Here is a 25,411-nt window from a genome sequence, read left to right on the forward strand (position 1 = left end):
CGCCCCCCGAGCCTCCGTCAAGAGCCGCCACCACGGCCTCCGGTGAACGCGCCGGATCGTGCAGCAGCGGGTGCCGTCCGGAGACGACACCCGCTTTTTTCGCTGTCCTTGTGTGTCAGGCGCAGCCCAGCTCGCCCAGCATGCCCTCACGCAGTCGCGTGATGATCCGCTTGATCAGCCGGGACACGTGCATCTGCGAGCAGCCGAGCCGTTCACCGATCTCCGACTGCGTGGCCTCCTCCACGAACCGCATGTGGATGATCTGCCGGTCGCGGTCGCTGAGCTCGGCCATCAGCGGGGCGAGGGACTGGAAGTCCTCGACCAGCCGCAGCCCGTCCTCCTCCACGCCGATGAAGTCGGCGAGCACCGCTTCGCCGCCCTCGGGGCCGTCTCCGGTCAGGGCGGCGTCCAGGGACGAGGAGTTGTAGCCGTTCGAGGCGATCTGCGCCTCGATGACCTCGTTCTCGGAGATGTTCATCAGGGTGGCGAGTTCGGCCACCGTCGGGTCGCGGTCCAGCCGGCTGGCGAGTTCCTCACGCGCCTTGGCCAGCTCGACGCGCAGCTCCTGAAGGCGCCGCGGGACGTGCACGGCCCAGGTGGTGTCGCGGAAGAAACGCTTGATCTCACCGACGATGTAAGGCAGCGCGAACGACGTGAACTCGACCTCGCGGGACACCTCGAACCGGTCGATCGCCTTGATCAGGCCGATCATGCCGGTCTGGACGATGTCCTCCATGTCGTCCCCGCGGCCCCGGAACCGTCCGGCCGCGAACCGTACGAGCGACATGTTCATCTCAATGAGGGTGTTGCGCGCGTACTGGTACTCGTGCGTCCCCTCCTCGAGCTCGGTGAGGCGCCGGAAGAACTGGCGGGACAGCTCCCGTGCGTCCCGCGGCGCGACGGCCCGCGGTTCTTCGACTCCCGGCAGGGGTGTCCCACCCGTCCTGGTCCCGCTGGCGTGCTCGGTGACCTGTGCCTCCGAACGATTCACGGCGGTGACGACGGTATGCATTACCTCTCCCACGAAAGTCACGGCTCGACGTCTGCCTCTTCGGCCTGGGTTGTCTCGGGTCCTGCAGGTGTGGCCTGCCGTGTACCCGGAACGCGACGACATATGCGTCCCCGGACCACCGGCCTGACCAATTGCCCGCAGCACCCTCGCTCTGCGCGTACCCGGGGAGTGACGACCCATGCCCATGAAGTTGTGCGGTGGCGTGAAATCGCCGTTCCTCAGGGAGCGAGTCGGGTAGCGAGGATCAGTTCGTGGAGGTAGCGCTTGGTGATCCTGCCGCCGTGGCCCTTCTCGATCAGGTCGCGGACGCAGGTCAGCAGGCCCGCGCGGCGGGTGCTGTCGAGAGCCCGGTGGCCCGAGTAGGTGCGCAGGACGTCGAGGTACTGGTCGGCCGTGTAGGTGATGTCCTGTTCGAAACGGGTCACCGTGACGTCACCCAGGCGCGGACAGCTCTCGAACTCCTCCGTGTCCGGGACGATCTCGGAGGACGGCCGGAGCCGCACACCGGGAGGTGTGGCCGGATCATGGCGTTCGTAGCAGTTCTGGACCCGGGTGAAGAAGCCGGTCGTGCCGCCCGCCACGTGGTGGGTGACCACGACAGCGAGGCGGCCCCCGACGCGGAGTGCGTCCGCCGCCTTCTCCACCCGGACCGCCGGGTCGATCCAGTGGAAGGCGGTGGCGCAGGCCACCAGGTCGAAAGGCTCCTGCGGCAGCGGCCAGCGCTCGAACTCCGCGTTGCGTACCTGGACCCGGGGAAAACGGGCCAGCCGCCGCCGGGCCACCGCGGCCATCGCGTCGCCCAGCTCCACCGCGGTGATGTGGCAGCCGAACCCGGCCAGAGAACGGGTGAGCTGCCCGGTCCCCGGCCCCACCTCCAGGACCCGGCTCTCCGGGGCGAGCCCCGCCACCCGGGCCAGCTCCCCGACCAGAGCGGGCGGATAGCCCGGCCGAGCCTTGTCGTACAACTCCGCGTCGTCGTTGAACGTCTCGCGCAGCACCCGGTCCCGCACCTTCCCCTCGTCGATTCCACCCAGGGCAGAATGCCGACCTCTTCCCCTGACGGCCACGGAATTTAGGCTGATCCGGTGAGCAACGAAGCGCCGAACCAAGCCCGCGTGATCCCGCTGCGCCCGCAGTCCGCGCGCCCGGGGTCCGTCCGCCCGCTGTCCGACCGCCCCGCCACCGCGCCGCCGGGGAATCCCGCCCCCCGGGAGACCCGGCAGACCCGGGAGCCCCTGTGGCGCGACCTCGTCGGAGACGTCCTGCGCCGCGAGCGCCTCGCCCAGGAGCGCACGCTCAAGGACGTGGCCGACGCGGCCCGGATCTCGATGCCCTACCTCTCGGAGGTGGAGCGCGGCCGCAAGGAGGCCTCCTCGGAGGTCCTCGCGGCCGCCGCCCACGCCTTGGGCCTCGGTCTCGGTGATCTGCTCTCGCTGGCCCAGGGGGAGCTCACCCGGCACTCCGCGCAAAGCCGCCGGGCGGTGCCGGGATCGCCGTACAACGGGATGTGCCTGGCGGCCTGACGCGGCGGGGCCGGCGTCTCAGACCGTCACCAGGCGCCGGCTCACCACTTCGTCGGCGAGCCCGTAGGCCACCGCCTCCTCGGCGGTGAACACCTTGTCGCGGTCCATGTCCGCGCGCAGCGTCGCGATGTCGTGGCGGGTGTGCCGGGCCAGCACCTCCTCGACCTGGGAGCGGATGCGGACCATCTCCTTGGCCTGGAGGGCGAGATCGGAGATGGCGCCGCGGCTGCCACCGGAGGCGGGCTGGCCGAGCAGCACGCGCGCGTGCTCCAGCACGAGCCGCCGGCCGGGATCCCCGCCGGCCAGCAGAACGGCCGCCGTGGAGGCCGCCTGACCCACACAGAGCGTGGAGATCGGCGCCTGCACGTAGGTCATCGTGTCGTAGATCGCCATCAGCGAGGTGAAGGATCCGCCCGGGGAGTTGATGTAGATCGAGATCTCGTTCTCCGGCGCCGCCGACTCCAGATGCAGCAGCTGCGCGATCACGACGTTGGCCACCCCGTCGTCGATCTCGGTGCCGAGGAAGATGATCCGCTCCGAGAGCAGCCGGCTGAACACGTCGGAGGACCGCTCGCCGTGCGCGGTCCGCTCGACGACGTACGGAATCGTGTAGTTCGCCATGTCAGAGCCCCATCCGTCGCCTGGAGGCGGCCGGGCGGACGTCCGCGAGGGACTCCACGACCCGGTCCACCATGCCGTACTCCCTGGCCTCCTCGGCCGTGAACCAGCGGTCGCGGTCGCCGTCGCGGGCGATCGTCTCCGGCGTCTGGCCCGTGTTCTCGGCGAGGAGACGCTCCATGGTCTGCTTGCTGTGATCCAGGTTCTCCGCCTGGATCAGGATGTCGGCGGTGGTACCGCCGATGCCCGCGGACCCCTGGTGCATCATGATCCGCGCGTTCGGCAGGGCGTACCGCTTGCCGGGCGTGCCGCCGCAGAGCAGGAACTGGCCCATGCTCGCGGCGAAGCCCATGGCGAGCGTCGAGACGTCGTTGGGGATCAGCCGCATCGTGTCGTAGATGGCCAGGCCCGCGTACACGGAGCCGCCCGGACTGTTGATGTACAGGCTGATGTCGGTGCGCGGGTCCTCCGCGGACAGGACCAGCAGCTGGGAGCAGACCCGGTTGGCGGAGACCTCGTCGACCTGGGTGCCCAGCAGCACGATGCGCTGGGCGAGGAGCTGGGCGGCCAGTTGGTCGTCGAAGCGGGTGGGAGGGGTGTCGCCCTCCTCGGCCCGGATGGAAGTCATGGGCGGTCCTCGTGGTCGTAGGGATGCCGTCGGCTCCACTCTTGACCTCGGACGATGCCCCGAAGCGGTTTCTCTGCCGGTGGCAGATTCGCCACCGGCAGAGCGCGGGCCCGCAGGGGTTGCTCAGCCCGTCTCGCGCAGCTGCCGGAAGAACGCCCGCACGTCCTCCACCAGCAGGTCCGGTTCCTCCATCGCCGCGAAATGGCCGCCCCGGTCGAACTCGGTCCACCGCACGATGTTCTCGGTGCGCTCCGCCTTGTGCCGCAGCGGGAGCTGGATCTCGGCCGGGAAGACGGCGAGCGCGGTCGGCGCGGTCGACGGTTCGGTGGGCCGGGCCGCCCTCTCGCCGGTGGCGTGCGCCCGCTCGTAGTAGATCCGGGCCGCCGAACCGGCGGTCCCGGTCAGCCAGTACAGCATCACGTTGGTCAGCAGCCGGTCCCGGTCCACGGCCTCCTCGGGCAGTTCGGCGGAGTCGGTCCATTCCTGGAACTTCTCGACGATCCAGGCGAGTTGGCCGACCGGCGAGTCGGTGAGCGCGTAGGCGAGGGTCTGCGGGCGGGTGGAGTGCAGGACGGCGTACCCGGTGCCCTCGCCCGACCAGGCGCTCCACCGGCGCCACGACTCGACAGCGCGCTCCCGCTCCTCGGGCTCCAGCGCGGCGAGCTCCTCCTCGGTCGGCTCACGGGTGGCCTGCGCGCCCGGCAGCAGGTTGAGGTGGACGCCGATGATCCGCTCCGGGTGGGCGCGGCCCAGCTCACGGGAGATCGCCGAGCCCCAGTCGCCGCCCTGCGCGCCGAACCGCTCGTAGCCGAGCCGGGTCATCAGCTCGGCCCACGCGTCGGCGATCCGGCCCGCCTCCCAGCCCGTGTCGGCGGGCGGCCCGGACAGCCCGAAGCCGGGGATGCCCGGTACGACGACATGGAAGGCGTCGGCCGGGTCGCCGCCGTGGGCCACCGGATCGGTCAACGGGCCGACCACATCCAGGAATTCGACGATCGAGCCGGGCCAGCCGTGGGTGAGCACCAGCGCGGTGGCGTCCGGCTCGGGGGAGCGGATGTGGGCGAAGTGCACGGTCGAGCCGTCGATGACGGTCGTGAACTGCGGCCACTCGTTCAACCGCGCCTCGGCCGCGCGCCAGTCGTAGGTGTGCCGCCAGTGGTGGGCGAGCTCGCGCAGATAGCCGGCCGGTACGCCGTACGACCAGCCCGTGGCCGAGAGGTCGTCGGGCCAGCGGGTGCGGTCGAGACGGTCGTGGAGGTCGTCGAGGTCGTGCTGCGGAATGTCGACACGGAACGGCGTGATGGTGTCGGTTGACGTCATACGGGGATGCTAGGTCGCACCGGTGTATGAGCCACCTGGATTAGCCGGCCGCCCGACCGATGAGTTCCGCGCCGAGGATCGGTCCACAGAGATGACCGCACCACGACCCTTCGGGAGGAACCCATGGCGAGCAAGCCTTTCACCACGTGTCTCTGGTTCGACGGCCAGGCCGAGGAAGCCGCGCACTTCTACGTCTCGGTGTTCAAGGACTCCACCGTCGGGAGGGTCACCCACTATCCCGAGGGCGCGATGCAGCCCGCGGGGACCGTCCTGACGGTCGACTTCACGGCCAACGGGCAGCACTTCGTCGCCCTCAACGGCGGACCGCAGTTCAAGTTCACCGAAGCCGTCTCCTTCCAGATCTTCTGCGCGGACCAGGAGGAGATCGACTACTACTGGACCAAGCTCACCGAGAACGGCGGCGAGCCCGGCCCCTGTGGCTGGCTCAAGGACCGTTACGGGCTGTCGTGGCAGGTCGTGCCCGAGGGGCTCGCCGACATGGTGGGCGACCCGGACCCGGAGAAGGCGGCCCGCGTCACCAAGGCGTTCATGGCGATGAGCAAGTTCGACGTCGCGGCCCTGGAGAAGGCGTACGCCGGAGAGTGAGCGTCAGACGGCGGGCGTCCGGCCGATCACCCGAGTGATCTCGCGGGCGATCCGCAGGATGCCCGGGGAGCGGACCGGGCAGGGCCGGGGCCTGGACGTCGTGGGCGCCAGACAGAAGTGCAGATAGTCCTTGTCGAGGTGCAGGGCGGTGCGGTCGCGGTCCGGCTGGGTGCAGTAACCGGGATGCTCGTGCTCGTACGGGGTGCACGGCAGGTACTGCACCCAGGAGTAGCGCGATCCGGCGGGCGCCACCGTCGCGCCCGCGTCGGCGACGACGTCGCCCGAGGCGGCCGCCCGCTCCTCGTACAGCTCGTTCACACGGCGGACCCGGTCGGGCGTGATCGGGTCCGGGCCCTGCGCCACCCACACGATCCGCGGCCGGTGCCCACCACCCGCCGTCGCGATCTGCTCGGTCAGCCTTCGCAGGTCCGCCCGGTACCTGCTGAAGTACTTCTGCGGCGCGGCGGCATGGCTGATCCCGTCCATGCACCAGGTGTAGCCCCACGCGTTGCCCCAGAACTGCAGCACCACGAAGTCCGGGTGCAGCGCCCGGACCAGCGCGGCCGCCTTGTCCCGGTCGGGCACCAGCGACTTCTTCCCGGTGCCCTCCAGGTAGTCGCACGGTGTGGTCCCCGAGTACGGCGCGCTCGTGTACCGCGCCCGCAGATCCCGGCGCAGTTCCTGCCCGAGGACCCGCTGCGCCTCCGTCGCGAGGGAGTCGCCCAGATACAGCACCCGCGGGGCGACCACGGACGGGGAGGCGCTCGGGGAGGACTGGGCGCGCTGGTGCGTGGTGGCCGCACGGGAGACGTCCGGGGTCGGTGGCGGCGTCTCCGGCCCGTCCGTGGGGTCGCCGCAGCCACCGAGCAGCAACACCGCGGTCACCCACCCCACGATCCACGGTGTCCGCATGCGCGACTCCCGCCCCGGTCGCCGAAAAACGGTTCCCCAGGCAAGCACAGCCGGGCCCAGGGGGGAAGACACGCGGCACGGTTCACTCGCCGTCCCGGCGCTCCAGGACCTCCATCAGTTCGGTCAGCGGCAGCGGCTTGGTGAGATGGGCGTCGAAGCCCGCGGCCCGGGACATCGCGAGGTCGGTGCCCTGGCTGAATCCGGACACCGCGATGAGCCGGAGCCGCTCACCGCCCGGCCTCTCCCGCACCCGGCGGGCGACCGTGTGGCCGTCGATGTCCGGCAGCCCCAGGTCGCACAGCACCACGTCGAAGATGTGCGCCTCGGTCGCGGTGAGCGCGGCGGTGCCGGTGTGGACCGTCGTCACCCGGTGGCCCTGCCGCTCCAGCAGCGTGTGGTAGGTCGCCGCCAGGTCCTCGTTGTCCTCCACGATCAGCACGGCCAGCCCGCGGGGCGTGGACCGGACGGCCGTGGACCGGGACGCGGGCGGGGCCGGGGAGCCGGTCGTCGGCAGGACCACGGTGAACGTCGCTCCCTCACCGGGCCCGGCACTGTGCGCACCGACCCGGCCGTGGTGCAGTTCCGCGATCGTCCGCGCGACGGCCAGCCCCAGCCCCAGGCCCTCCGGCGTGTCGGGGCCGGCGGGCGCCGCCCGCATGAACACCCCGAACAGCTCCTCGGCCTGGCCCGGCGCGAAGCCGATGCCGTCGTCCCGGACGGTCAGCCGCGCCTCACCGTCCCCGGCCGTGAGCTCCACCTCGGTGCGCCCGCCGGGCCGGGTGTACTTGAGCGCGTTCGACAGCAGGTTCGTCAGCACCTGCGCGAGCCGCAGCCGGTCGCCGTCCACGACGAGGGGCACGGCGGGCAGCCGTACGTCGAGCGTGCGGCCGTCGTGCGCGAACAGACCGCGGATGTCCGCGCAGGCTCCCTCGACGACCGAGCGCAGGTCGACCGGCTCGCGCACCAGCTCCAGCCGCCCGGTCACCGCGCGGGTGCCGTCCAGCAGGTCGTTGCTCATCCGGGCCAGGGTGCCGAGCTGCCGCTCCAGGACGGCGAGCGCCGGATGCCCCTCCGGCATGTCGAGGGCGAGCAGTTCGGTGGCCGCGGTCGCGGCCGCGAGGGGGTTGCGCAGCTCGTGCGAGAGCGTGGCGATGAACCGGTCCTTGGCCCGCTGCTCCTCCCGCAGCCGGCGGCCGGCCGCGTCCAGCTCGGCGTTGACCCGGCTCAACTGCTCGTTCACCTCGCGGATCTCCCGCGCCCGCACGAACAGGTCGATCTCCATGCCCTCCGCGCGCATCTGCGCGTCGGCCACCGCCCGCTGCTGCTCCCGCCCCACCCGGCGCAGATGCACGAACTCCGTGACGTCCTCGACCCGGTGGATGATGTGCGTCACCCGCCCCTCGCCGTCCAGCACCGGCGCGTTGACCGGACTCCACCAGCGCTCCGCGAAGACACCCGCCCGGTCCGTCGGGATGTCGTAGCGCTGCAGGGCCATGGTGTCCGTACGGCCGCTCGCCACGACCGTCTCCAGCGAGCGGCGCAGGTTGGCCACGCCGTCGGCCGAGGGGTCCTCGGGATTGTCCGGGAACACGTCGAAGACCGGCCGTCCCACGATGCCGCGCCCGGTGCGGGTGGCCGTCAGATAGGCGCGGTTGACCTCGACGATGACGAAGTCGGTGGTCAGGACGAGCAGCGGGGACAGGTTCGCGTCGAACAGGCGCCGGAAGTCCGGGGCGTCGGGCACGGTCGGACCTCCTGGCCGGGACGGGTCTCGGGAATCCCCCGGCGGGGGTCCCGTCGGAAAGAGCCCCGTGTCAGGGGTCGAGGCGGTAGCCGTAGCCGCGGACGGTGACGATCCGCGGTGCGGGGGCGGGCAGTTCGGCGAGCTTGCCGCGCAGCCGGTACACATGCTCGACGACGGTCGCGGGCTGCTGCCAGGACGAACCCCAGATCCGCTCCAGCAACTGATCCGCCGAGAACACCCGGCCGGGCGCGGCGGCCAGCATCTCCAGCAGGGCGAACTCCTTGGGGCGCAGGGTCAGCAGGACCCCGTCGACGGAGACCTGGCGGGCCGCCGTGTCGACGAGCAGGGAGCCGGCCTGGATCACCGTCGGCAGGTCCGGCGGCTGCGAGCGGCGCAGCACGGCATGGATCCGGGCCACCAGCTCGCGCTGGGAGAACGGCTTGACCAGGTAGTCGTCCGCGCCGATCTCCAGTCCCGCCACCCGGTCCGCCTCCGCGCCGCGGCCGGAGACCACGATGACGGGGAGCCGGCTCGTCGACCGGAGCGCCCGCAGCAGTTCGAGCCCGCTGCCGTCCGGGAGGCCCAGGTCCAGGATCGCCAGGTCGACGCGGCTCTCGTACAGCACGGACTTTCCGGCGCGGGCGTCCATGGCCCAGGTGACGGTGAATCCGGCCCGCTCCAGATAGGAACGGCACATCAGTGCGAAGTCGGGCTCGTCCTCGATCAGGGCGAGGTGCGGGCGCATTCCGCATCACCTGGCCCGCCCGGTACCCGCTCGTTGTGTCGCTGATGAGCGGGCGTTGATGCCCAGACCATGTGGCGAAGGTAGAACAGTAAGCACCACGGTTCAAGGGGGGAGCCGCCCGGGGGAGGTCCGGCGCGGACATGTGCGGTGCGGGGATCGTGAAACCGCCGCACGTGTCCGCGCCGGAACGAAAGGCCCCGGCGCGGAGGGAACAGGCACGACAGCGGGGACGTGACACGGTGCGCGACAACGACCTGCGGCCCGTCATCACCGCCTCCTGGCCGCCCCCGCCCGCGGGCCACGGCCTCAAGCGCGGCACGGACGGCCTGGTGCTCGCCGAACTGCACGGCGAGATCGACCTCGCGACCGCCCATCAGCTGCGCAGCTGGCTCGACTCCCTCGTGGCCCTCGCCGCACCCGCGTACGTCGTGGACCTGCGCCCGGTCTCCTTCGTCGACTCCACCGGACTGAACCTGCTGCTGCGCCTGCGCCGCCGGGTGCTGGAGGGCGGCGGAACGTTCTCCGTGCTGTGCGCCCCTGACACCCGGCGGCTGCTGTGGGCGCACGGCACGCTCGACGTGTTCGACCCGGCGACCCCGTGCGAGGAACCGGCGGGCGGCTGACTCACTCGCGGTCGGCGTGGCAGCCGTAGCTGAGATGCGCCACCACGCTGCCGCCGCCGCGCCCGCAACTGGCGTCGAACACCCGGTCCACGGGCGTGAGCGGGCCGAGCCGGGCGGCGAGGTACTCGGCCCGGGTGTGTTCAAGGCGGTGCAGTTCGGCGGTGATCCGCTCGCGCCGCCGCAGTGGATCATCGAGGTGTGTCCCGCTGATCGCCGAGGTCGGGTTGAGGGCCTGGCGTGACCCGCCGAGGCTGGTCGCGGGTCGAGGCCCCCGGCGCCACCCGCCGGCGCGGTGGCGCCCGAGGGGTCCCGCGCACAACAGGGGAGCGGCACCCTCTCACAGATCATCCCTTCTGTCCGCCCTGGGGTGGAAACGTCCGTTCGGCGCGCGGTCGGGCGCGCCCGTGACTAGCGTGTGGACGGACCGACCACCGATTCGGGAAGGGCCGCGATCATGGCCGTACAACCTGAGGGAACCCCCTGCTGGGCCGATGCGATGTTCAGTGATGTCGAGGGAGCCAAGAGCTTCTACAGCGACGTCCTCGGCTGGACCTTCGGCGAGTCGTCGTCGGAGTACGGCAACTACACGCAGGCCTACGCGGACGGCAAGGCCGTCGCCGCCGTCGTTCCGCCGATGCCCGGTCAGGAGGGTCAGTCGCAGTGGTGCCTGTACCTCGCGTCGCCGGACGCGGCCGCCACCGCCGGCAAGATCCGTGACAACGGCGGCGAGGTGCTCATGGAGCCGATGCAGGTCGGCGACTTCGGCACGATGTGCCTGGCGCGCGACCCGAGCGGCGTGGCCTTCGGAGTGTGGCAGGGCGGCACCCACGAGGGCTTCGAGGCGCCGCCCGAGCAGGCCGGGGCGTTCTGCTGGGCGGAGATCTACACCCGCGATCCCGGGAAGTCCGACGCGTTCTTCCCGGCGGTCTTCGGCTACAGCGCCAAGCAGATGCAGGACGACGCGATCGACTTCCGCATGTTCAACCTCGGTGACCACACCGTCCTCGGCCGCATGAAGATGACCGACGACTTCCCGCCCGAGGTGCCGGCGTACATCAACGTCTACTTCACGGTCCCCGACTGCGACGACGCCGTGGCCCGCGCCACCAAGCTCGGTGCCGTCGTGCGGTTCGGGCCGATGGACTCGCCCTTCGGCCGGTTCGCCGCCCTCAGCGACCCGCAGGGCGCGAGCTTCTCGGTCATCGACGTGACGACGACCCAGGGCGACATGCCCCAGATCTCCGACGTGTCCTAGCCGGTGCGCACCGCCGTGAGCACCACGGCGGTGTAGCGCATCGAGAGGCTCCCGCCCAGCGCGTCGACGGCGTCCCCGATGCTGTCGAGCAGGGTGCCGAGCTTCCCGGCGGGCAACTGCCCGTGGCCGCCGAAGGTGGGTACCTGGTCCAGCCACTCCTCGCGGGTGTAGACCCGGTCCCACCCGAAGTGCCACTCCTCCGGCTCCCCGAACGCGGCCGCCGCCCGGATCCCGTCGGCCGCCGGGGCGAGGACGCTCGCGTGGCTGTCCGCGCCGGTCAGCCGACGCCAGTCGAACGGCAGCTCGGGCACGGCCCGGGCGTAGGCCTCGGTGAGCGCCTCGGCCACCTCGGGCGCGGGCTGGAAGGCGTTCCAGAACAGGGCCAGCCGTCCTGCCGGCCGCAGCACCCGGGCGGCCTGGGCGGCACCGGCGACCGGGTCGACCCAGTGCCAGACCGTTCCCGCGACGACCGTGTCGAAGTCCCGGCCCGTCGGTTCCCACTCCTCGAACCGGGCGATCTCGACGTCGAGTCCTTTCCGGCGGGCGAACGCGGCCATCCGTGCGTCGGGCTCGATCCCGAGGACCCGGCAGCCGCGCGCCCGGAACGCCAGCCCGGCGATACCGGTGCCCGCCCCCACGTCCAGGACGTCCCGGCCGGGACTCCCGTCGACGATCCGCTCCACCAGGGCGTCGGGGTAGCGGGGGCGGGTCCGGTCATAGCGCTCGGCGTCCGAGCCGTACGACTCCGCGATGTCGCGGTGGTCTCCAGCGGAAGTGGGCATGCGCCCACTCTAAGTGGGCGCATGCCCACTCGACAAGAATCAGGGAGGATGTCCGAGGAGGAGCGAGGTGGGCCGTGCCGACAGGGATCGCCATCAGTGATGTGCGCCGGCAGTTGTTCGACGCCGCCGAGCGGATCCTGCTGAGGGCCGGGGCGAACGCGCTGACCAGCCGGGCCGTCACCACCGAGGCGGGCGTCGCCAAGGGGGTGCTGCATCGGCACTTCGAGGACTTCGACGCCTTCCTCGCCGAGCTCGTGCTGGACCGTGTCGGCCGGATCGAGATCCGTTCCCGGGCTCTGCGCGAGTCCGCGGGCACCGGTGACGTCGTCGGCAACCTCGCCGCCGCCCTGACCGACCTCTTCGGCACGATCGCCCTGCGGATCGTCGGCCTGGTCATCGCGCGGGACGCCCTGCGGGCCCGGCTGCGCGAGGCCGGGGGCCCGGGAGTGCCGGTGCTGCGGGAGGCCACGGCGATGGTGGCCGGCTATCTCGCCGCCGAGCGCGACCTGGGGCGGATTCCGGCCGGCGCCGACGTGGACCTGCTCGCCCCCACGCTGATCGGGGCCGCGCACCTGCTCTTCGCCGACGCGGACGGCCCGGCACCCGGGGCCGGGGAACTCCGCCGGGTCGTGGCCACGGTCGTCCCGGCGGGGGGAACGGACGCCCGTCCGCTCATGGCATGATCGAGCACATGCGTGAACGACTGGTGGCCGCGTGCGACGGGGCTTCGAAGGGAAATCCGGGACCCGCGGCCTGGGCCTGGGTCATCGCGGACGAGTCGGAGACGCCCGACCGCTGGGAGGCCGGCCCGCTCGGCCGGGCCACCAACAACGTCGCCGAACTCACCGCGCTGGAACGGCTGCTCACCGCCACCGAGCCGGATGTGCCGCTGGAGATCCGGATGGACTCCCAGTACGCGATGAAGGCCGTCACCACCTGGCTGCCCGGCTGGAAGCGCAACGGCTGGAAGACCTCCGCGGGCAAGCCGGTCGCCAACCAGGACCTCGTCGTGCGGATCGACGAACTGCTCGACGGGCGTTCCGTCGAGTTCCGTTACGTCCCCGCCCACCAGGTCGACGGCGACCCGCTCAACGACTTCGCCGACCGCGCGGCCAGCCAGGCGGCGATCGTCCAGGAGCCCGCGAGCAGCGAACTGGGCTCCCCGCAGCCGCCGCCGTCGCCTGACACCCCGAAAAACACCGACCGCCCCGCCCGGGCCAAGTCGCCCAAGCGGAGCGGTGGTTCGTCCTCTCGTACGATCAAGGCCAAGTTCCCCGGCCGCTGTCTGTGCGGACGTCCCTACGCGGCGGGCGAGCCCATCGCGAAGAATGCCCAGGGCTGGGGGCACCCGGAGTGCCGTACGGAAGCGGCCGGATAGCGGCCGGCCGGAGCGCGGCGGTCAGATGACCGCCCCGCGCCACTCGCCGGTCTCCCGACCGCGCTCCTCGATGAACGTCTTGAAGCGCTCCAGGTCGCCCTTGGTCTGCCGCTTCACGAACCCGAGCTTGTCGCCGACCTTCTCGGTGACGGTGTCCGGATGGAAGTCCATCTGGAGCATCACCTTGGTGTGGCTCTCGTCGAGCCGGTGGAAGGTCACCGCACCGGCCTGCTTGGCCTCGCCGGCGATCGTGGTCCACGCGACCCGCTCGTCCGGGATCTGCTCGGTGATCTCCGCGTCGAACTCCCTGTGCACCCCGTTGACGTTGGTCACCCAGTGCGTGAGCGTGTCGGTGCGCTGCTCGATGCGCTCGACCCCGCTCATGAACTCGGGGAAGGTCTCGAACTGCGTCCACTGGTTGTAGGCGGTGTGCACCGGCACGCCGACCTCGATGGATTCCTCGACCTGCGACACGGGTGAATCCCTCCTTCGTCCTCTCGGTGTGTGCGGCGCGGGTACCGCACGGCCCGGAGGGCAAACCGGCGCGAGTCGACTCCTACGCGGTGTCGAAGGTGTAGTGGCGGGTGTGGTCCAGCAGATCCGCGGGGCGCACGTCGTTCCACGGCCTCATGGTCTCGTCGAGGTCCACGACCTGGGGTGTTCCGGCGGCCGGGACATAGCGGGAGTCCGGATGCCGCCGCTGCCAGCGGGCCCACAGCTTGTCCACGTAGGCGTGGTGGAGCCAGAACACCGGATCGTTGGGGGAGACCCCGGTCGCCATCTGCCCGCCCACCCAGACATGGACCCGGTTGTGCAGGTTGACCCCGCGCCAGCCCTCCAGATGGTTGCGGAAGCCGTCCGACGCGCTGTTCCAGGGCGGCATGTCGTACGTCGCCATGGACAGCACCGACTCCACCTCGCCCGGGGTCGGCAACTCCCGTACGCCGTCGCCGAGGGCGCGTCTGAGATACGTACGGCCGTCGACCCGCACGTTGATCGGCCAGTTGCCGGTGTCCGCGGCGAACGGGCCGTCCATCACCCGCCCGTCCCGGCTGTGCCCGGTGCCGCCGAGGAAGTCGGGGCCCCACAGCGAGGCCCGGGGCGTGCGGTCGGTGCTCCAGTCCCAGTAGGGGAGCGTCACCGAGGCGTCCACGGACTGCAGGGCCTGCTCGAAGTCGAGCAGGAATCTGCGATGCCAGGGCAGGAAGGAGGGCGAACGATGGCCGGTGCGCTCGCCGTTGTCGGTGTCGGCCATGATGAAGCCGTTGTGCGTGGTGACGAACGCGTCGTAGCGGCCGCTGCGCTTCAGCTCCAGGACGGCGGCGACGAACCGCCGCTTCTCGTCGGCGGTCAGGGTCGCTTGGTTCTTGCGGACGGTCATGTGCGGATGCTCCAAGGAGACGTACGGGGCGGTCAGTTGGCGGGGAACGGCAGCAGCCGTGCGCCCTGGAGCTCGTCGACGGCGGCCCGTGCGGCGGCGCGCCGGGTGGGCACGGGGTCGTAATGGCTGACGACGCTGATCCAGGTGCCGTCGGCGTTGCGCATCACGTGCAGCTCCACGCCGTCGACCGTCACCCGGTATCCGCCGTGGTGGCCGCCGGTGGACCGGCCCTGTATCCGGCGGCCCCGGTAGACCTCGTCGAAGGAATCGGGTGACGCGTGATGGTGGTCCTCGGCGGCTGCGCGGGGAGCGGCGACTGCCCCCGCGGCGAGGGCGGCCGTCGCGGTGAGCGCGGTACGGCGGGTGAGTTCCGGCATGCGGTGTGCCTCCTGGGTTGACGGACTCCGCATGCCTATCGGCCCTGCCGAGAGCGGGAGAAATCCCTCGTGACCGGTTGGCTGTGATCCAGACAATTCCCTACATGTCGTGCAGCGTTGAACAAAGATGATCTTGCTGTAGAGAGGGCTTTCGGGAACCCGGACGGAGGAATTCCTTCTCCGGCGGACCGCGAATCCGATGATCCTTTGCGGGTGAACGCGCTGGCAGTGGCCCGTCTCACGTGCGGAAAGTGACGTGATCCGGTGCGCGGGTGGCGCCCTCCCCGGCTGCTACCCTGCGTTGCCAATTGAACGCTTTGGGTAATTCCTAGGGGTGTGTGTGAAGGTCGCCTGTGTCGGTGGCGGGCCCGCCGGCCTGTATCTCTCGATCCTGCTGAAGCGGCAGGACCCGTCCCACGACATCACGGTCCACGAGCGCGACCCGGAGGGCTCGACCTACGGCTGGGGCGTCACCTACTGGCGCGGACTGCTCGACAAACTGCACGCCCACGACCCCGAGTCGGCCCGCGCTATCGAGGAGGCCTCGGTCACCTGGAACAAGGGCGAGGCCCGGGTGCGCGACCTGGTCGCCCGGCGCAGCAGCGACGAGGGCTTCGGCATTGGCCGCCACCGGCTGCTGGAGATCCTCGCCGCACGGGCCCGCTCCCTGGGTGTACGCCTGGAGTTCGAACACGAGATCACCCCCGGGAACCTTCCGGCGGCCGACCTCGTCGTGGCCGGCGACGGCGTGCGCAGCGCCCTGCGCTCCGGGCATGCCGACCACTTCGGCGCCGGGACCGCAGAGGGCCGCAACCGCTACATCTGGCTCGGCACGAGCAGGGTCTTCGACGCCTTCACCTTCGCCTTCGTCGAGACCGATCACGGCTGGATCTGGTGCTACGGCTACGCCTTCAGCCCGGAGCGAAGCACCGTCGTCGTCGAGTGCGACCCCCGGACCTGGACCGGCCTCGGCCTCGACAGCGCCGACGAGGCCGACGGACTCGCCCTGCTGGAGAAGCTGTTCGCGGACGTCCTCGACGGCCACCCGCTGATCGGCCGCTCCGCCGGCTCGGGCAGCGCCCAGTGGCTGACCTTCCGCACCCTCACCAACCGCACCTGGCACCGCGACCACCTCGTCCTGCTCGGCGACGCCGCCCACACCACCCACTACTCCGTCGGCGCCGGCACCACCCTCGCCCTGGAGGACGCCATCGCCCTGGCCGGCGCCCTGCACGCGCACGGCGAGCTTCCGCAGGCGCTCGCCCGCTACGAGCGACAGCGCAAGTCGGAGCTGCTCTCCGTCCAGAGCGCGGCCCGCTACAGCGCCCAGTGGTACGAGAACCTGCCCCGCTACATCGACCTGCCCCCGGAGCAGATGTTCGCCCTGCTCGGCCAGCGGCACTCGCCCCTGCTGCCCTATGTCCCGCCCCAGCTGTACTACCGGATCGACAAGGCCGCCGGGCAACTGGAGGCACTGCGCAGGTTCAAGCGCTGGCTCGGCCCGAAGGTCGCGCGCAGCGTGCACGCGCGGGAACTGGCCTCGCGCAAGTAGCCGCCGGATCCGGAAAGGGTTGGGTGAATGGCGATTCACCGGTAAAGTGAATTGTCATTCACCCACTGTTTTCCTTGTCGTATGCGGAGCGCCGATGGACCAGCAGGGCCCGATATCCCCGCCTCGCGGAGCCGGTCTGCGGACCCGCCTCACCGTGCCGGTGCTGGCGATGTGCGGCACGCTCATGGCCGTCATGCAGACCGTGGTCGTCCCCCTGCTGCCGGATCTGCCCCGGCTGACGCACTCCTCGCCCGGCGCGGTCTCCTGGATGGTCACGGCGACCCTCCTGGCCGGAGCGGTCCTGACCCCGGTGCTCGGCCGCGCCGGTGACATGTACGGCAAGCGCAAGGTGCTGACCGGCGCCCTCGTCCTCATGACGCTCGGCTCGGTGCTGTGCGCCCTGTCGTCCGACATCACCGTGCTCATCGCGGCCCGCGCCCTCCAGGGCGCCGCCGCTGCCGTGGTGCCGCTGTCGATCAGCATCCTGCGGGACGAACTGCCGCCAGCCCGCCGGGGGTCCGCGGTCGCGATGATGAGTTCCACCGTCGGCATCGGGGCCGCGCTCGGTCTGCCGCTGGCCGCGATGGTCGTCCAGTACGCCGACTGGCACACCATGTTCTGGATGACCAGCGCCCTCGGCGCCCTCGGGGTGGCGGCCGTGTCGTGGGCGGTCCGCGAGTCGCCGGTACGCCAGCCGGGCCGCTTCGACGTGGTGGGCGCCCTGGGACTGGCCGTGGGCCTGGTCAGTCTGCTGCTCGCGGTGTCCCAGGGCGGCCAGTGGGGCTGGGGCAGCCCCCGCGTCCTGGGTCTGTTCCTGGTGTCCGTGGCGGTCCTGGCCCTGTGGTGGTGGCGCCAGCTGCGCACCGAGCAGCCCCTGGTCGACCTGCGGCTCGTCAGCCGCCCCCGCGTGGGCCTCTCCCATGTGGCCGCCCTGCTCACCGGGTTCGCGTTCTACGCCAACTCCCTGGTGACGGCCCAGCTGGTCCAGGCACCGAAGGCCACCGGCTACGGGCTCGGCCTGTCGATCGTGGCCACCGGCCTGTGCCTGCTGCCGGGCGGTGTCACCATGCTGCTGTTCTCACCGCTCTCCGCCCGGATCTCCGCGTCCCGCGGCCCGCGCGTCACCCTCGCCCTCGGCGCCGCCGTCATCGCGTGCGGCTACGCGGTACGCATCGCGGACAGCCGCGACCTGTGGATGGTCATCGTGGGCGCGACCGTGGTCTCCACCGGCACCACCCTCGCCTACTCGGCCCTGCCCACGCTGATCCTGCGTGCCGTCCCGGCCGAGCAGACGGCCTCCGCCAACGGCGTCAACGTCCTGATGCGCACCATCGGCCAGGCCACCTCCAGCGCGGCGGTCGCGGCGGTGCTGGTCCACCACACCAGCCTGGTCGGCGGCGCCCCGGTGCCCACCCTGCACGGCTACCTGCTGGCCTTCGCCATGGCCGGAGCGGTCGCCCTCGCGGCGTGCGCGGCCGCCCTGACCATCCCCGGCGACGCCACGCCCGATGACACCCGCCGGGCAAAGGGCCGCACCCGGGGGGCGCGGGACGAGGCGATGGAGGGAGCATGAGTGCCGTGAGCACAACGCCCCCCACCGCCGTACCCGCCCGCCGCGACGCCGAGGCGACCAGGGCAGCCATCCTCAGGGCGGCCCGCTATCTCCTGGCCCGCACTCCGCACGCCGACATCACCCTCAAGGCGGTCGGCGAACGAGCGGGCGTCAGCCCGCCGCTGATCGTGAAGTACTTCGGCAACAAGGACGCCCTTCTTGCCCGCGTCATGTCCTTCGAGTCCGACGCGACGGCCCTGCTCGACGCCCCCCTGGACGAACTGGGCCGCCACATGGTCCGCCACGTCCTCACCGGCCAGATCGAACGCGGCGCCGACCCCCTGCTCCGGATCGCCTTCGCCCCCGTCCAGGGCGAACACGGTGACATCCTGCGCGTCAACTTCCGCTCCCAGGTGGTCGAACGCCTCGCGCAGCGCCTGCGGGGCCCCGACGCCGGCCTGCGCGCCGAACTCGCCGTGGGCACCCTCCTCGGCCTGGGCGTGATGTACGGCATCGCCCGGGGCACCGAGCTGAGGGCGACCGCGGTGGAGGACCTGGTGGACCGGTACGCCCCCACCGTGCAGGCCCACCTGACGCCCTAGCGGAACAGCCGGTCCAGGAAGGCGTTGCCGAACACGCCGTGCGGATCGAGCCGGTCCAGCACGCCCGCCGCCTGCCCCCACACCGCCTCACCGAACGACCCGGGAATCGTCGTCCCCAGCACCTCCTCGTCCGCCCACGCCGCGTCGTCCGTGTAGGCCCAGCCCTTGGACCACTCGACCCGCGTCCCCTCGTAGCCCTCGAACAGGAACCGCTCGATCTCCCTGAGGAAGGCCTCCGCGTACGGCGTCCCCGGCAGCGTCAGGATGTCCAGCCACACCGCGGTGTCCCGCTCGGGACGCGCCGGATCCGCCCGCAGCGCCGACAGCAGCGGGGCCCGCGCGCCGGCCAGCTCGGCCTCGGCCGGATCGTCGAGCCCGGTCACCCTGATCTCCACCGTCCCGTTGACCGGGAACTTCCCCTGAGCGGTGTACGCGGCCAGCCGCTCCCGGTAGAACTCCGTGAACTCGGAGACCACCCGCTGCACCTGGTCCCGGCCGGTGAGGACCGCGTATCCGTTCGCCGTCACCCGCAGCGTCGTCGGCTTGACGTAGAGCAGTGTGTTCTTCGACGGACCCCAGATGTCCGCCGAGAGCGTCGCCGTGAGCCCCACCGTCGCCACGTCGAGCTGCGCGTTGCCGAGCACCGGTGCCAGGTACCAGGCCGCGTCCGACACCATCCGCCCGGCCAGATCCGCCACCAGGGTCGGCACGTTGTCGGAGAAGGGATAGTTGTACGGCGAGGTCACGCGCCGCGAGGTCAGCGGCTTCGCCGGCGCCACGCTCCACACCTTCAGCCACGGGAACTCCGTGTAGGCGAACCAGATCGCCTCGACCCGCCCGGACTTCTCCAGGAAGCTCGCGAAGGTCCGCCCGTCACCGCCGGGCGCCGCGAAGAGCTCCGCCGCCGGGATGTCGACCCGGCTCACACACCGCAGATTGCTGTTCACGCCCACCCGCAGGACGACCTCGGTGACGAAGGTCCGCCCCAGATGGGTGAGCAGGGCCGCGCTGTCGGCCTCGGCGCGGCTGAAGGTGCGCAGCGCGTACGCCCCGCTGTCCTCGTCCCACACCACCGCCGTCAGCGACAGGATGCGATTGCTCAGCGAGCCGTACGTCTGGCCCGGCAGCCGGTGCTCCCCGTCGGCCGGAACGGCGGAGCCGTGCGCGTCGATCGCCAGCGCGCCGCCCAGGGTGAGGTCGCCGGGCGCCGGCGCGGCGGTGACGCCGAGTCCGTGCTCCTCCAGGTAGGTGAGCAGCGCCTCCAGCGTGACGCCGGTGCCGGCCCGCACGGCGGAGGCCGAGTCCAGGGACAGACCGGTGAGGTGGGAGGCGGTGTCGACGAGGAGGACGGGCGCGTCCGGCGCCGTGCCCTCGGTGACGGTGAGGGGCGACCAGCCGTGCGAGGAACCGCGGGCGCGGACCCGCCAGCCGTGCCGCCAGGCCCAGTTGACGACGTCGACGACCTGGTCCGGGCCGGTGGGAGCGCAGGCCCACAGGCCGTCGGCGGTGATCTCGCCGACCCAGTTGCGGTACGCCGAGCGGTGCAGGGCCACGCCCGCCGGGAAATCGGGCAGCTCCTCGGCCGCCTCCGCCGGATCGGCCGGCAGCAGAATCGGTGCGGCGGCGAGCGCGGCGGCGCTCACGAGGAAGCCGCGACGGGTCCAGGACGGCGTGTCCTGCGGGTGGTTGCTCACGGAACGATCAGTCACGGGGTCACGCTAGGCGGATGTTGACACGTGCATGCCCTTCGCCGAAACGTGTCACCCGTGCGAGTGAACAATTCACAGGTCCCACCCCGGAGCGACCAGTTCCGCGCAGGTCGGCGACAGATGACAGACTGACGGCATGGACGAGCGCACATTCGGCAGGTCGCAGCAGCACGCATCCGTCGTCGGACTCGGCACCTGGCAACTGGGGGCCGACTGGGGAGACGTCGACGACAAGGAAGCCCTCTCGGTGCTGGAGGCGGCCGCCGAGTCGGGAGTCACCTTCTTCGACACGGCGGACGTGTACGGCGACGGACGCAGCGAACAGACCATCGCCACGTTCCTGAGCGGCAGGCCCGACCTGCACGTGCTGGTCGCGACGAAGATGGGCCGCCGCGTCGACCAGATCCCCGAGAACTACGTCCTCGACAACTTCCGCGCCTGGAACGACCGTTCGCGCCGCAACCTCGGCGTCGACCGCATCGACCTGGTCCAGCTGCACTGCCCGCCGACCCCTGTCTACTCCAGCGACGAGGTGTTCGACGCCCTGGACACCCTGGTCGAGGAGGAGCGCATCGCCCACTACGGCGTCAGCGTCGAGACCTGCGAGGAGGCGCTGACCGCGATCGCCCGGCCAGGAGTGGCGAGCGTCCAGATCATCTTCAACGCCTTCCGCATGAAGCCGCTGCGCGAGGTGCTGCCCGCCGCACAGGAGGCGGGCGTCGGCATCATCGCCCGGGTTCCGCTGGCCTCCGGCCTGCTGTCCGGCAAGTACACCCGGGACACCGTCTTCCCGGAGAACGACCACCGTGCCTACAACCGGCACGGCGAAGCGTTCGACGTCGGTGAGACCTTCTCCGGCGTGGACTACACGACCGGTGTCGAGGCCGCCGCCGAGTTCTCCGCACTGGCACCCGAGGGCTGCACCCCGGCGCAGCTCGCCCTGCGCTGGATCATCCAGCAGCCCGGCGTCACCACCGTCATCCCCGGCGCCCGCAACCCCGAGCAGGCGCGCGCCAACGCGGCCGCCGCCAAGCTGCCTCCCCTGTCCGAGGAGACCCTCGCGGCCGTCCGCGACCTCTACGACCGACGCGTCAAGGACCAGGTGGAGAACCGCTGGTGACCCCGCCCGGCTCCGGGAACCGGCCGCTCGCCGCTCCCGGAGCCGCGCTGTTTGAAAGATCAGTCACCGGATACCCGTAGCGCATGGTCGACACGGAGAGACGGACAGGCCGCGACGAGACTCAGGATGAGCGCGCGGACCGCATGTGGGGCGAACTGATCCAGGAGATCCGCGTCGCGCAGACAGGCGTACAGATCCTGTTCGGCTTCCTGCTCACCGTGGTGTTCACCCCGAAGTACGACGACCTGGCCCACACCGACCAGGTCATCTACATCGTCACCGTCGTCCTCGGCTCCTGCGCCACCGGAGCCCTCATAGGCCCGGTCTCCCTGCACCGCCTGGTCTCGGGACGGCGCATCAAACCCCAGGCCGTACGGATCGCCTCCCGGCTGACCTTCGTCGGGCTGGTCCTGCTGCTCACCACCATGACGGCGGCCCTGCTGCTGATCCTGCGCGTCGCGACCCATGACGGCTGGGTGCCCTGGCTCGTCACGGGAGTAGTGGCCTGGTACCTGCTGTGCTGGTTCGGCCTCCCCCTGTGGACCCGGCGCCGCCACACGACGCAGTGACCCGCGGCCCGTCCAGCTGACGGTCGTGCAGACGGCTCAGCGTGAGCACCGACAGCGTGGCACCGATCAGCGCGCAGAACATGTCCCACTGGGTGTCCCACACATCGCCCTGGGTGGCCAGGAAGGCGTCCGCCGCCTGACCTCCGATCACGGCGGCCGCCCACTCCAGCATCTCGAAGACGGCACTGAAGGCCAGGCACGCGCACACCGTCAGCGGCGCCAGCCAACGACTGCCCCGCAGCGGGGACGTACGGCTGAGCAGCTCCCGGACGAGCACCGCCGGCACGAACCCCTGCATGAGGTGGCCGAGACGGTCGTACGGATTGCGGTCGAGCCCGAACGTGTCGCGCACCCAGTCGCCGAGCGGGACCTGCGCGTAGGTGTAGTGGCCGCCCACGATCAGCACGAGCGCGTGCACCGCCAGCAGAGAGCACACCAGGTCGGTCAACGGGAAGCGGCGCCACGTCAGCACGATCAGCGGCAGCCCGACCAGGACCCACACGGTCTCCAGGAACCAGGTGGTGCGGTCGCGCGGGCCCCGGGCGGACAGGGCCAGCGCCGCGACCACGGCCCAGGCGAGCAGGACGGGCAGACGCCGTCGCACAGCGGTCATGAGCACTCCTCGTCGTAGGAGCCCCCATCGTCGGGCCGGGCGCCGGCGGTGGCATGAGTACGGCTACTCAGGCCATGTGCGCTCAGGAACCCGTCTCAGCCGCCGGCGATGACCGAGGCCAGGAAGTCGTCCACGCTGACCTCTTCCCGGCCCGGCGGCACGAGCTCACGGGTCTCGCGCAGGAAGGACGCCAGCGCCGGAGCCCACGCGAAGACCACGGCGTGCTGGCGGCCCCCGTCGGAGCGGGCGTCGCCGAAGAACTCCATGCGCAGTTCCTCCCAGACACCGCTCGACACGGGGCTGAACCGCACGTCCCCGATCCCGACCGGGCCGCGCAGGCCCTCGGCGAGCATCTCCCGGTCCAGCCGCCACCGCGCCAGCACCCGGCCGTCATGGCTGAACACCGCGGTGACGGCGAACGGGTCCGCCGCGTCGTACCCCAGGTGGGCGAGCACAGGGCACCGGGCCGTGCCGCCCGCCTGCAGTTGCACGACGAGGGTCTTGTGGGCGGTCCTGTGGACGAAGGAGTTCACCTGGGGGCCTCCGGGGAGAACGACGTAGAGCCCTCTAGTACCCCTCACACGGCCAAGATGCTCAGCCGACCGGGTGATTCCCCTTCGCGGTGCGCAGAGCCGTGATGCACGAGGCGATCGCCTGCTGGAGTTCCTCCAGTTGCTGGACCATGTCGTCCTCGTAGAAGTCCTGGGCGTCGTCGAAGGTCAGCTCCTCGAACACCTTGGTGGCCCTCTGGAGGCTGCTGTAGAACTTCGTCCGCCGCTCCTGGACCCGGAGTTCGGGATCCGCCTCCACGGCCTCGGCGACGAGGGACTTCATGGTGTCGAACGCCTCGGCGGCCCACTCGCCGGTGTCCTCGTCCTCCTCCAGCTCCTCCAGGAGGGACAGGTGCCGCTCGGCCTCCTGACGCAGGTCGACCGGAGCGTCGATGGTCTGCCCGGCCGGGGTCTTGACCTGCCCGGACTCGGCGATCTGGCGCACGTACCCGATCCGGTCGGCCGCCCTGCTCTCGGTGGCCACGGCCTTCTTCAGGTCGTCCGTGCGCACCACGTCCCGGGCCAGGGACGCCTGCAGCTCCGGGTCCTCCTTGATCCGGTCGAGCAGCGCGCTGCGCGCGGCCCGGGCGGTGGAGGGGTCGGCGAGGATCGCGGCACGCAGCGCGGTCGGGTTCTCGGCGACCTCCAGGGCCTTTGTCGGCCGGATGCCCTCGGCCTCCGCGGCCTCGGCGATGGCCGTGCCGCGCTCGGAGGCGGCGCTGCTGCGGGAGACGTAGTAGCTCAGCCACACGTCCGCGTCCGGCAGCTCCACCTCCTGGCCCGGCGCGAGCGCCTCGAAGTGCGGGACCATGCCGTCGTCGGCGGCCCGGTCCCAGGCCTTGTAGTAGCGCATGACGCGCTCGGCCGAGCAGCCGGCGAGCTCGGCGAACTCCTTCGCGGACACCTTCGGCGTCTCGTCGGCGCTCTGGCCGCCGGGCCGCACGCTGCGCGCCACCATCAGGCCGAAGGCCCATCCGCCGGTCCGCGCGTACACCCCGAACTCGCGGGCGTCCCGCGCGACGAGGTCGGACAAGGGCGCGCCGGACATCTCGGCCGAGACCTCCGGGGCCTCGGAGGTCGTGTCGGACGGGTCGATCGCTAGGGTCACGGGTGCTTCTCCTGGGCAGGCTCGTTCAAACCGCATGATGTGCGGCTCGGAAGCCTATTGCACCGTCGGGTGCCGCCCCGGCAGCACCGCCCGCTCAGGCGAACGCGTCGCGCAGCGCGGGCAGCAGCGTCTTGTCCGACCAGTCCAGGAACCCGGGCTGGGAGTCGCCGCCGATCTGCACCAGCGCGATCTCGGTGAACCCGGCTTCCGCGTACGGACGTACGGCTTCGACGAAGGCGTCGGGGTCGTCGCCGCACGGGATCGACGCCGCCACGTCCTCGGGGGTGACGAACTGGGTGGCCGACTCGAAGGAATCCGGGTGCGGCAGCTCGGAGTTGACCTTCCAGCCGTTGCCGAACCAGCGGAACTGGGAGTGCGCCCGCCTGATCGCGGTGTCCCGGTCGGGGTCGTAGCAGACGGGCAGCTGGCCGATGCGCGGCTTGCCCTCGCCGCCGTTGCGGTCGAACGCGTCGAGCAGCCCCGCCTTGGGCTCGGTGGCGATGACGAGGTCGGCCAGGCGGCCGGCCAGGGCGCACGACTGCTCGCCGGAGACGGCCAGTCCGATCTGCGGCGGCTCGTCCGGCAGATCCCACAGCCGGGCGGACTCCACGTCGAAGTGGGTCCCGCGGTGGTTCACATGGCCGTCCCCGAACAGCGCGCGGATGATCTCCACCGCCTCCTCCAGCATCTCGTGCCGGACGTCGGCCGACGGCCAGCCGCCGCCCACCACATGCTCGTTGAGGTTCTCGCCCGAGCCAAGCCCCAGCCGGAACCGGCCCTCGGAGAGCAGCTGCATGGTCGCCGCCTTCTGCGCCACCACCGCCGGGTGGTACCGGAAGGAGGGACAGGTCACGTACGTCATCAACGGGATCCGCGAGGTCGCCTGGGCGGCCGCCCCGAGCACGCTCCACGCGTACGGCGAGTGGCCCTGCGACCGCAGCCACGGAAAGTAGTGGTCCGAGGTCACGGAGAAGTCGTAGCCCACCTCCTCGGCCCGCACCACATGGCCCACCAGCTCACGGGGGCCGGCCTGCTCGGTCATCATCGTGTATCCGATTTGCACCATGGGGTCCGGGTCCCCGGTGACCGGAGGGGAAAACGGGCTTCCCGGTCCCTCTCGATCAAGACCGG

General features: G+C 71.3%; 28 protein-coding genes and 1 pseudogene. 11 read left to right on the top strand and 18 right to left on the bottom strand.

What is annotated here, in order from left to right; all coding sequences use genetic code 11:
- Positions 1-115: 115 nt before the first annotated feature.
- Together AQI94_RS20020 and AQI94_RS20025 are read right to left on the bottom strand one after the other, a co-directional pair.
- Entirely contained in the window at positions 116-1,012 is an 897-nt protein-coding gene (locus tag AQI94_RS20020) for an RNA polymerase sigma factor SigF (RefSeq protein WP_031039689.1), read from the bottom strand.
- A gap of 218 nt (positions 1,013-1,230) precedes the next feature.
- Entirely contained in the window at positions 1,231-2,010 is a 780-nt protein-coding gene (locus AQI94_RS20025; RefSeq protein WP_031039691.1) for a class I SAM-dependent methyltransferase, read from the bottom strand.
- Positions 2,011-2,097: 87 nt separating this feature from the next.
- On the opposite strand from AQI94_RS20025, the gene AQI94_RS46410 reads away from it, so the two are divergent.
- Positions 2,098-2,535, top strand: a complete 438-nt coding sequence (locus tag AQI94_RS46410; protein ID WP_031039695.1) for a helix-turn-helix domain-containing protein — start codon at positions 2,098-2,100, stop codon at positions 2,533-2,535.
- An 18-nt stretch (positions 2,536-2,553) separates the two neighbouring features.
- On the opposite strand, the gene AQI94_RS20035 is transcribed toward AQI94_RS46410, so the two are convergent.
- The 3 genes from AQI94_RS20035 to AQI94_RS20045 form a co-directional block, all read right to left on the bottom strand.
- Positions 2,554-3,156: a ClpP family protease gene (locus AQI94_RS20035; RefSeq protein WP_031039697.1), complete on the bottom strand. Its 603-nt coding sequence runs from the start codon at positions 3,154-3,156 to the stop codon at positions 2,554-2,556.
- Between the two features lies 1 nt (position 3,157).
- Positions 3,158-3,781: a ClpP family protease gene (locus tag AQI94_RS20040; protein WP_031039700.1), complete on the bottom strand. Its 624-nt coding sequence runs from the start codon at positions 3,779-3,781 to the stop codon at positions 3,158-3,160.
- Positions 3,782-3,904: 123 nt separating this feature from the next.
- Positions 3,905-5,101, bottom strand: coding sequence for an epoxide hydrolase family protein (locus AQI94_RS20045; RefSeq protein WP_031039704.1), 1,197 nt, complete (start codon positions 5,099-5,101; stop codon positions 3,905-3,907).
- 123 nt (positions 5,102-5,224) lie between these two features.
- On the opposite strand from AQI94_RS20045, the gene AQI94_RS20050 reads away from it, so the two are divergent.
- On the top strand, positions 5,225-5,707 hold the full coding sequence (locus tag AQI94_RS20050) for a VOC family protein (protein WP_031039706.1): 483 nt from the start codon (positions 5,225-5,227) through the stop codon (positions 5,705-5,707).
- A gap of 3 nt (positions 5,708-5,710) precedes the next feature.
- On the opposite strand, the gene AQI94_RS20055 is transcribed toward AQI94_RS20050, so the two are convergent.
- From AQI94_RS20055 to AQI94_RS20065, 3 genes are all read right to left on the bottom strand, one after another.
- Positions 5,711-6,619, bottom strand: coding sequence for an SGNH/GDSL hydrolase family protein (locus AQI94_RS20055; protein WP_031039708.1), 909 nt, complete (start codon positions 6,617-6,619; stop codon positions 5,711-5,713).
- A gap of 82 nt (positions 6,620-6,701) precedes the next feature.
- Entirely contained in the window at positions 6,702-8,363 is a 1,662-nt protein-coding gene (locus tag AQI94_RS20060; protein WP_031039711.1) for a hybrid sensor histidine kinase/response regulator, read from the bottom strand.
- Positions 8,364-8,433: 70 nt separating this feature from the next.
- Positions 8,434-9,108 carry a response regulator transcription factor gene (locus AQI94_RS20065; RefSeq protein WP_031039715.1) on the bottom strand — a complete coding sequence of 225 codons (675 nt, stop codon included), beginning with the start codon at positions 9,106-9,108 and terminating at the stop codon, positions 8,434-8,436.
- Between the two features lie 239 nt (positions 9,109-9,347).
- On the opposite strand from AQI94_RS20065, the gene AQI94_RS20070 reads away from it, so the two are divergent.
- Entirely contained in the window at positions 9,348-9,731 is a 384-nt protein-coding gene (locus tag AQI94_RS20070) for an STAS domain-containing protein (protein WP_031039718.1), read from the top strand.
- Between the two features lie 10 nt (positions 9,732-9,741).
- On the opposite strand, the pseudogene AQI94_RS42915 reads toward AQI94_RS20070, so the two are convergent.
- Positions 9,742-9,921 (bottom strand): annotated as a pseudogene (locus AQI94_RS42915) (SAM-dependent methyltransferase); the annotation flags it as partial.
- Positions 9,922-10,185: 264 nt separating this feature from the next.
- Between AQI94_RS42915 and AQI94_RS20080 the strand changes: the two are divergent.
- A complete protein-coding gene (locus AQI94_RS20080) occupies positions 10,186-10,986 on the top strand; it encodes a VOC family protein (RefSeq protein WP_051831945.1) in 801 nt (266 codons plus the stop codon).
- Here AQI94_RS20080 and AQI94_RS20085 read toward each other — a convergent pair.
- Positions 10,983-11,768 (bottom strand): class I SAM-dependent methyltransferase, encoded by a 786-nt coding sequence (locus AQI94_RS20085; protein ID WP_031039724.1) that lies wholly within the window; start codon positions 11,766-11,768, stop codon positions 10,983-10,985. The two genes, AQI94_RS20080 and AQI94_RS20085, sit on opposite strands and share 4 nt — an antisense overlap.
- A gap of 74 nt (positions 11,769-11,842) precedes the next feature.
- Here AQI94_RS20085 and AQI94_RS20090 point away from each other — a divergent pair, with 74 nt between their 5' ends.
- Both AQI94_RS20090 and AQI94_RS20095 read left to right on the top strand, forming a co-directional pair.
- A complete protein-coding gene (locus tag AQI94_RS20090; RefSeq protein WP_031039726.1) occupies positions 11,843-12,451 on the top strand; it encodes a TetR/AcrR family transcriptional regulator in 609 nt (202 codons plus the stop codon).
- Positions 12,448-13,146 carry a ribonuclease H family protein gene (locus AQI94_RS20095; protein ID WP_031039727.1) on the top strand — a complete coding sequence of 233 codons (699 nt, stop codon included), beginning with the start codon at positions 12,448-12,450 and terminating at the stop codon, positions 13,144-13,146. The genes AQI94_RS20090 and AQI94_RS20095 overlap by 4 nt, the downstream gene beginning before the upstream one ends.
- A gap of 21 nt (positions 13,147-13,167) precedes the next feature.
- Here AQI94_RS20095 and AQI94_RS20100 read toward each other — a convergent pair whose 3' ends face one another.
- From AQI94_RS20100 to melC1, 3 genes are all read right to left on the bottom strand, one after another.
- Entirely contained in the window at positions 13,168-13,620 is a 453-nt protein-coding gene (locus AQI94_RS20100; protein ID WP_031039729.1) for an SRPBCC family protein, read from the bottom strand.
- 82 nt (positions 13,621-13,702) lie between these two features.
- Entirely contained in the window at positions 13,703-14,527 is an 825-nt protein-coding gene (melC2, locus tag AQI94_RS20105; RefSeq protein ID WP_031039731.1) for a tyrosinase MelC2, read from the bottom strand.
- Positions 14,528-14,559: 32 nt separating this feature from the next.
- Positions 14,560-14,904, bottom strand: coding sequence for an apotyrosinase chaperone MelC1 (gene melC1, locus AQI94_RS20110; protein WP_031039732.1), 345 nt, complete (start codon positions 14,902-14,904; stop codon positions 14,560-14,562).
- Positions 14,905-15,244: 340 nt separating this feature from the next.
- On the opposite strand from melC1, the gene AQI94_RS20115 reads away from it, so the two are divergent.
- From AQI94_RS20115 to AQI94_RS20125, 3 genes are all read left to right on the top strand, one after another.
- Positions 15,245-16,456: an FAD-dependent monooxygenase gene (locus AQI94_RS20115; RefSeq protein ID WP_031039733.1), complete on the top strand. Its 1,212-nt coding sequence runs from the start codon at positions 15,245-15,247 to the stop codon at positions 16,454-16,456.
- Between the two features lie 94 nt (positions 16,457-16,550).
- The gene (locus AQI94_RS20120) at positions 16,551-18,029 is read left to right on the top strand and encodes an MFS transporter (protein WP_031039735.1); all 1,479 of its coding nucleotides are present in this window, start codon (positions 16,551-16,553) and stop codon (positions 18,027-18,029) included.
- Positions 18,026-18,610, top strand: a complete 585-nt coding sequence (locus tag AQI94_RS20125; RefSeq protein WP_031039739.1) for a TetR/AcrR family transcriptional regulator — start codon at positions 18,026-18,028, stop codon at positions 18,608-18,610. Before AQI94_RS20120 ends, AQI94_RS20125 begins: the two co-directional genes overlap by 4 nt.
- Here the strand turns inward: AQI94_RS20125 and AQI94_RS20130 are convergent.
- Positions 18,607-20,304 carry a cholesterol oxidase substrate-binding domain-containing protein gene (locus AQI94_RS20130; RefSeq protein WP_031039741.1) on the bottom strand — a complete coding sequence of 566 codons (1,698 nt, stop codon included), beginning with the start codon at positions 20,302-20,304 and terminating at the stop codon, positions 18,607-18,609. The two genes, AQI94_RS20125 and AQI94_RS20130, sit on opposite strands and share 4 nt — an antisense overlap.
- A gap of 151 nt (positions 20,305-20,455) precedes the next feature.
- Here AQI94_RS20130 and AQI94_RS20135 point away from each other — a divergent pair, with 151 nt between their 5' ends.
- The gene (locus AQI94_RS20135; protein ID WP_031039744.1) at positions 20,456-21,439 is read left to right on the top strand and encodes an aldo/keto reductase; all 984 of its coding nucleotides are present in this window, start codon (positions 20,456-20,458) and stop codon (positions 21,437-21,439) included.
- Positions 21,440-21,522: 83 nt separating this feature from the next.
- Entirely contained in the window at positions 21,523-22,008 is a 486-nt protein-coding gene (locus AQI94_RS20140; RefSeq protein ID WP_031039749.1) for a DUF6328 family protein, read from the top strand.
- Here the strand turns inward: AQI94_RS20140 and AQI94_RS20145 are convergent.
- The 4 genes from AQI94_RS20145 to AQI94_RS20160 all read right to left on the bottom strand — a co-directional run bounded on the left by AQI94_RS20145 (position 21,929) and on the right by AQI94_RS20160 (position 25,346).
- Positions 21,929-22,621 carry a DUF2238 domain-containing protein gene (locus tag AQI94_RS20145; protein WP_031039753.1) on the bottom strand — a complete coding sequence of 231 codons (693 nt, stop codon included), beginning with the start codon at positions 22,619-22,621 and terminating at the stop codon, positions 21,929-21,931. The genes AQI94_RS20140 and AQI94_RS20145 overlap by 80 nt on opposite strands.
- 95 nt (positions 22,622-22,716) lie before the next feature.
- Entirely contained in the window at positions 22,717-23,154 is a 438-nt protein-coding gene (locus tag AQI94_RS20150) for an SsgA family sporulation/cell division regulator (protein WP_031039757.1), read from the bottom strand.
- Positions 23,155-23,215: 61 nt separating this feature from the next.
- Positions 23,216-24,280 (bottom strand): hypothetical protein, encoded by a 1,065-nt coding sequence (locus tag AQI94_RS20155; protein WP_031039762.1) that lies wholly within the window; start codon positions 24,278-24,280, stop codon positions 23,216-23,218.
- Between the two features lie 94 nt (positions 24,281-24,374).
- The gene (locus AQI94_RS20160) at positions 24,375-25,346 is read right to left on the bottom strand and encodes an LLM class F420-dependent oxidoreductase (RefSeq protein WP_031039765.1); all 972 of its coding nucleotides are present in this window, start codon (positions 25,344-25,346) and stop codon (positions 24,375-24,377) included.
- Positions 25,347-25,411 lie beyond the last annotated feature (65 nt).

Source organism: Streptomyces pseudovenezuelae, from assembly GCF_001513955.1.
Taxonomy (GTDB): Bacteria; Actinomycetota; Actinomycetes; order Streptomycetales; family Streptomycetaceae; genus Streptomyces; species Streptomyces pseudovenezuelae.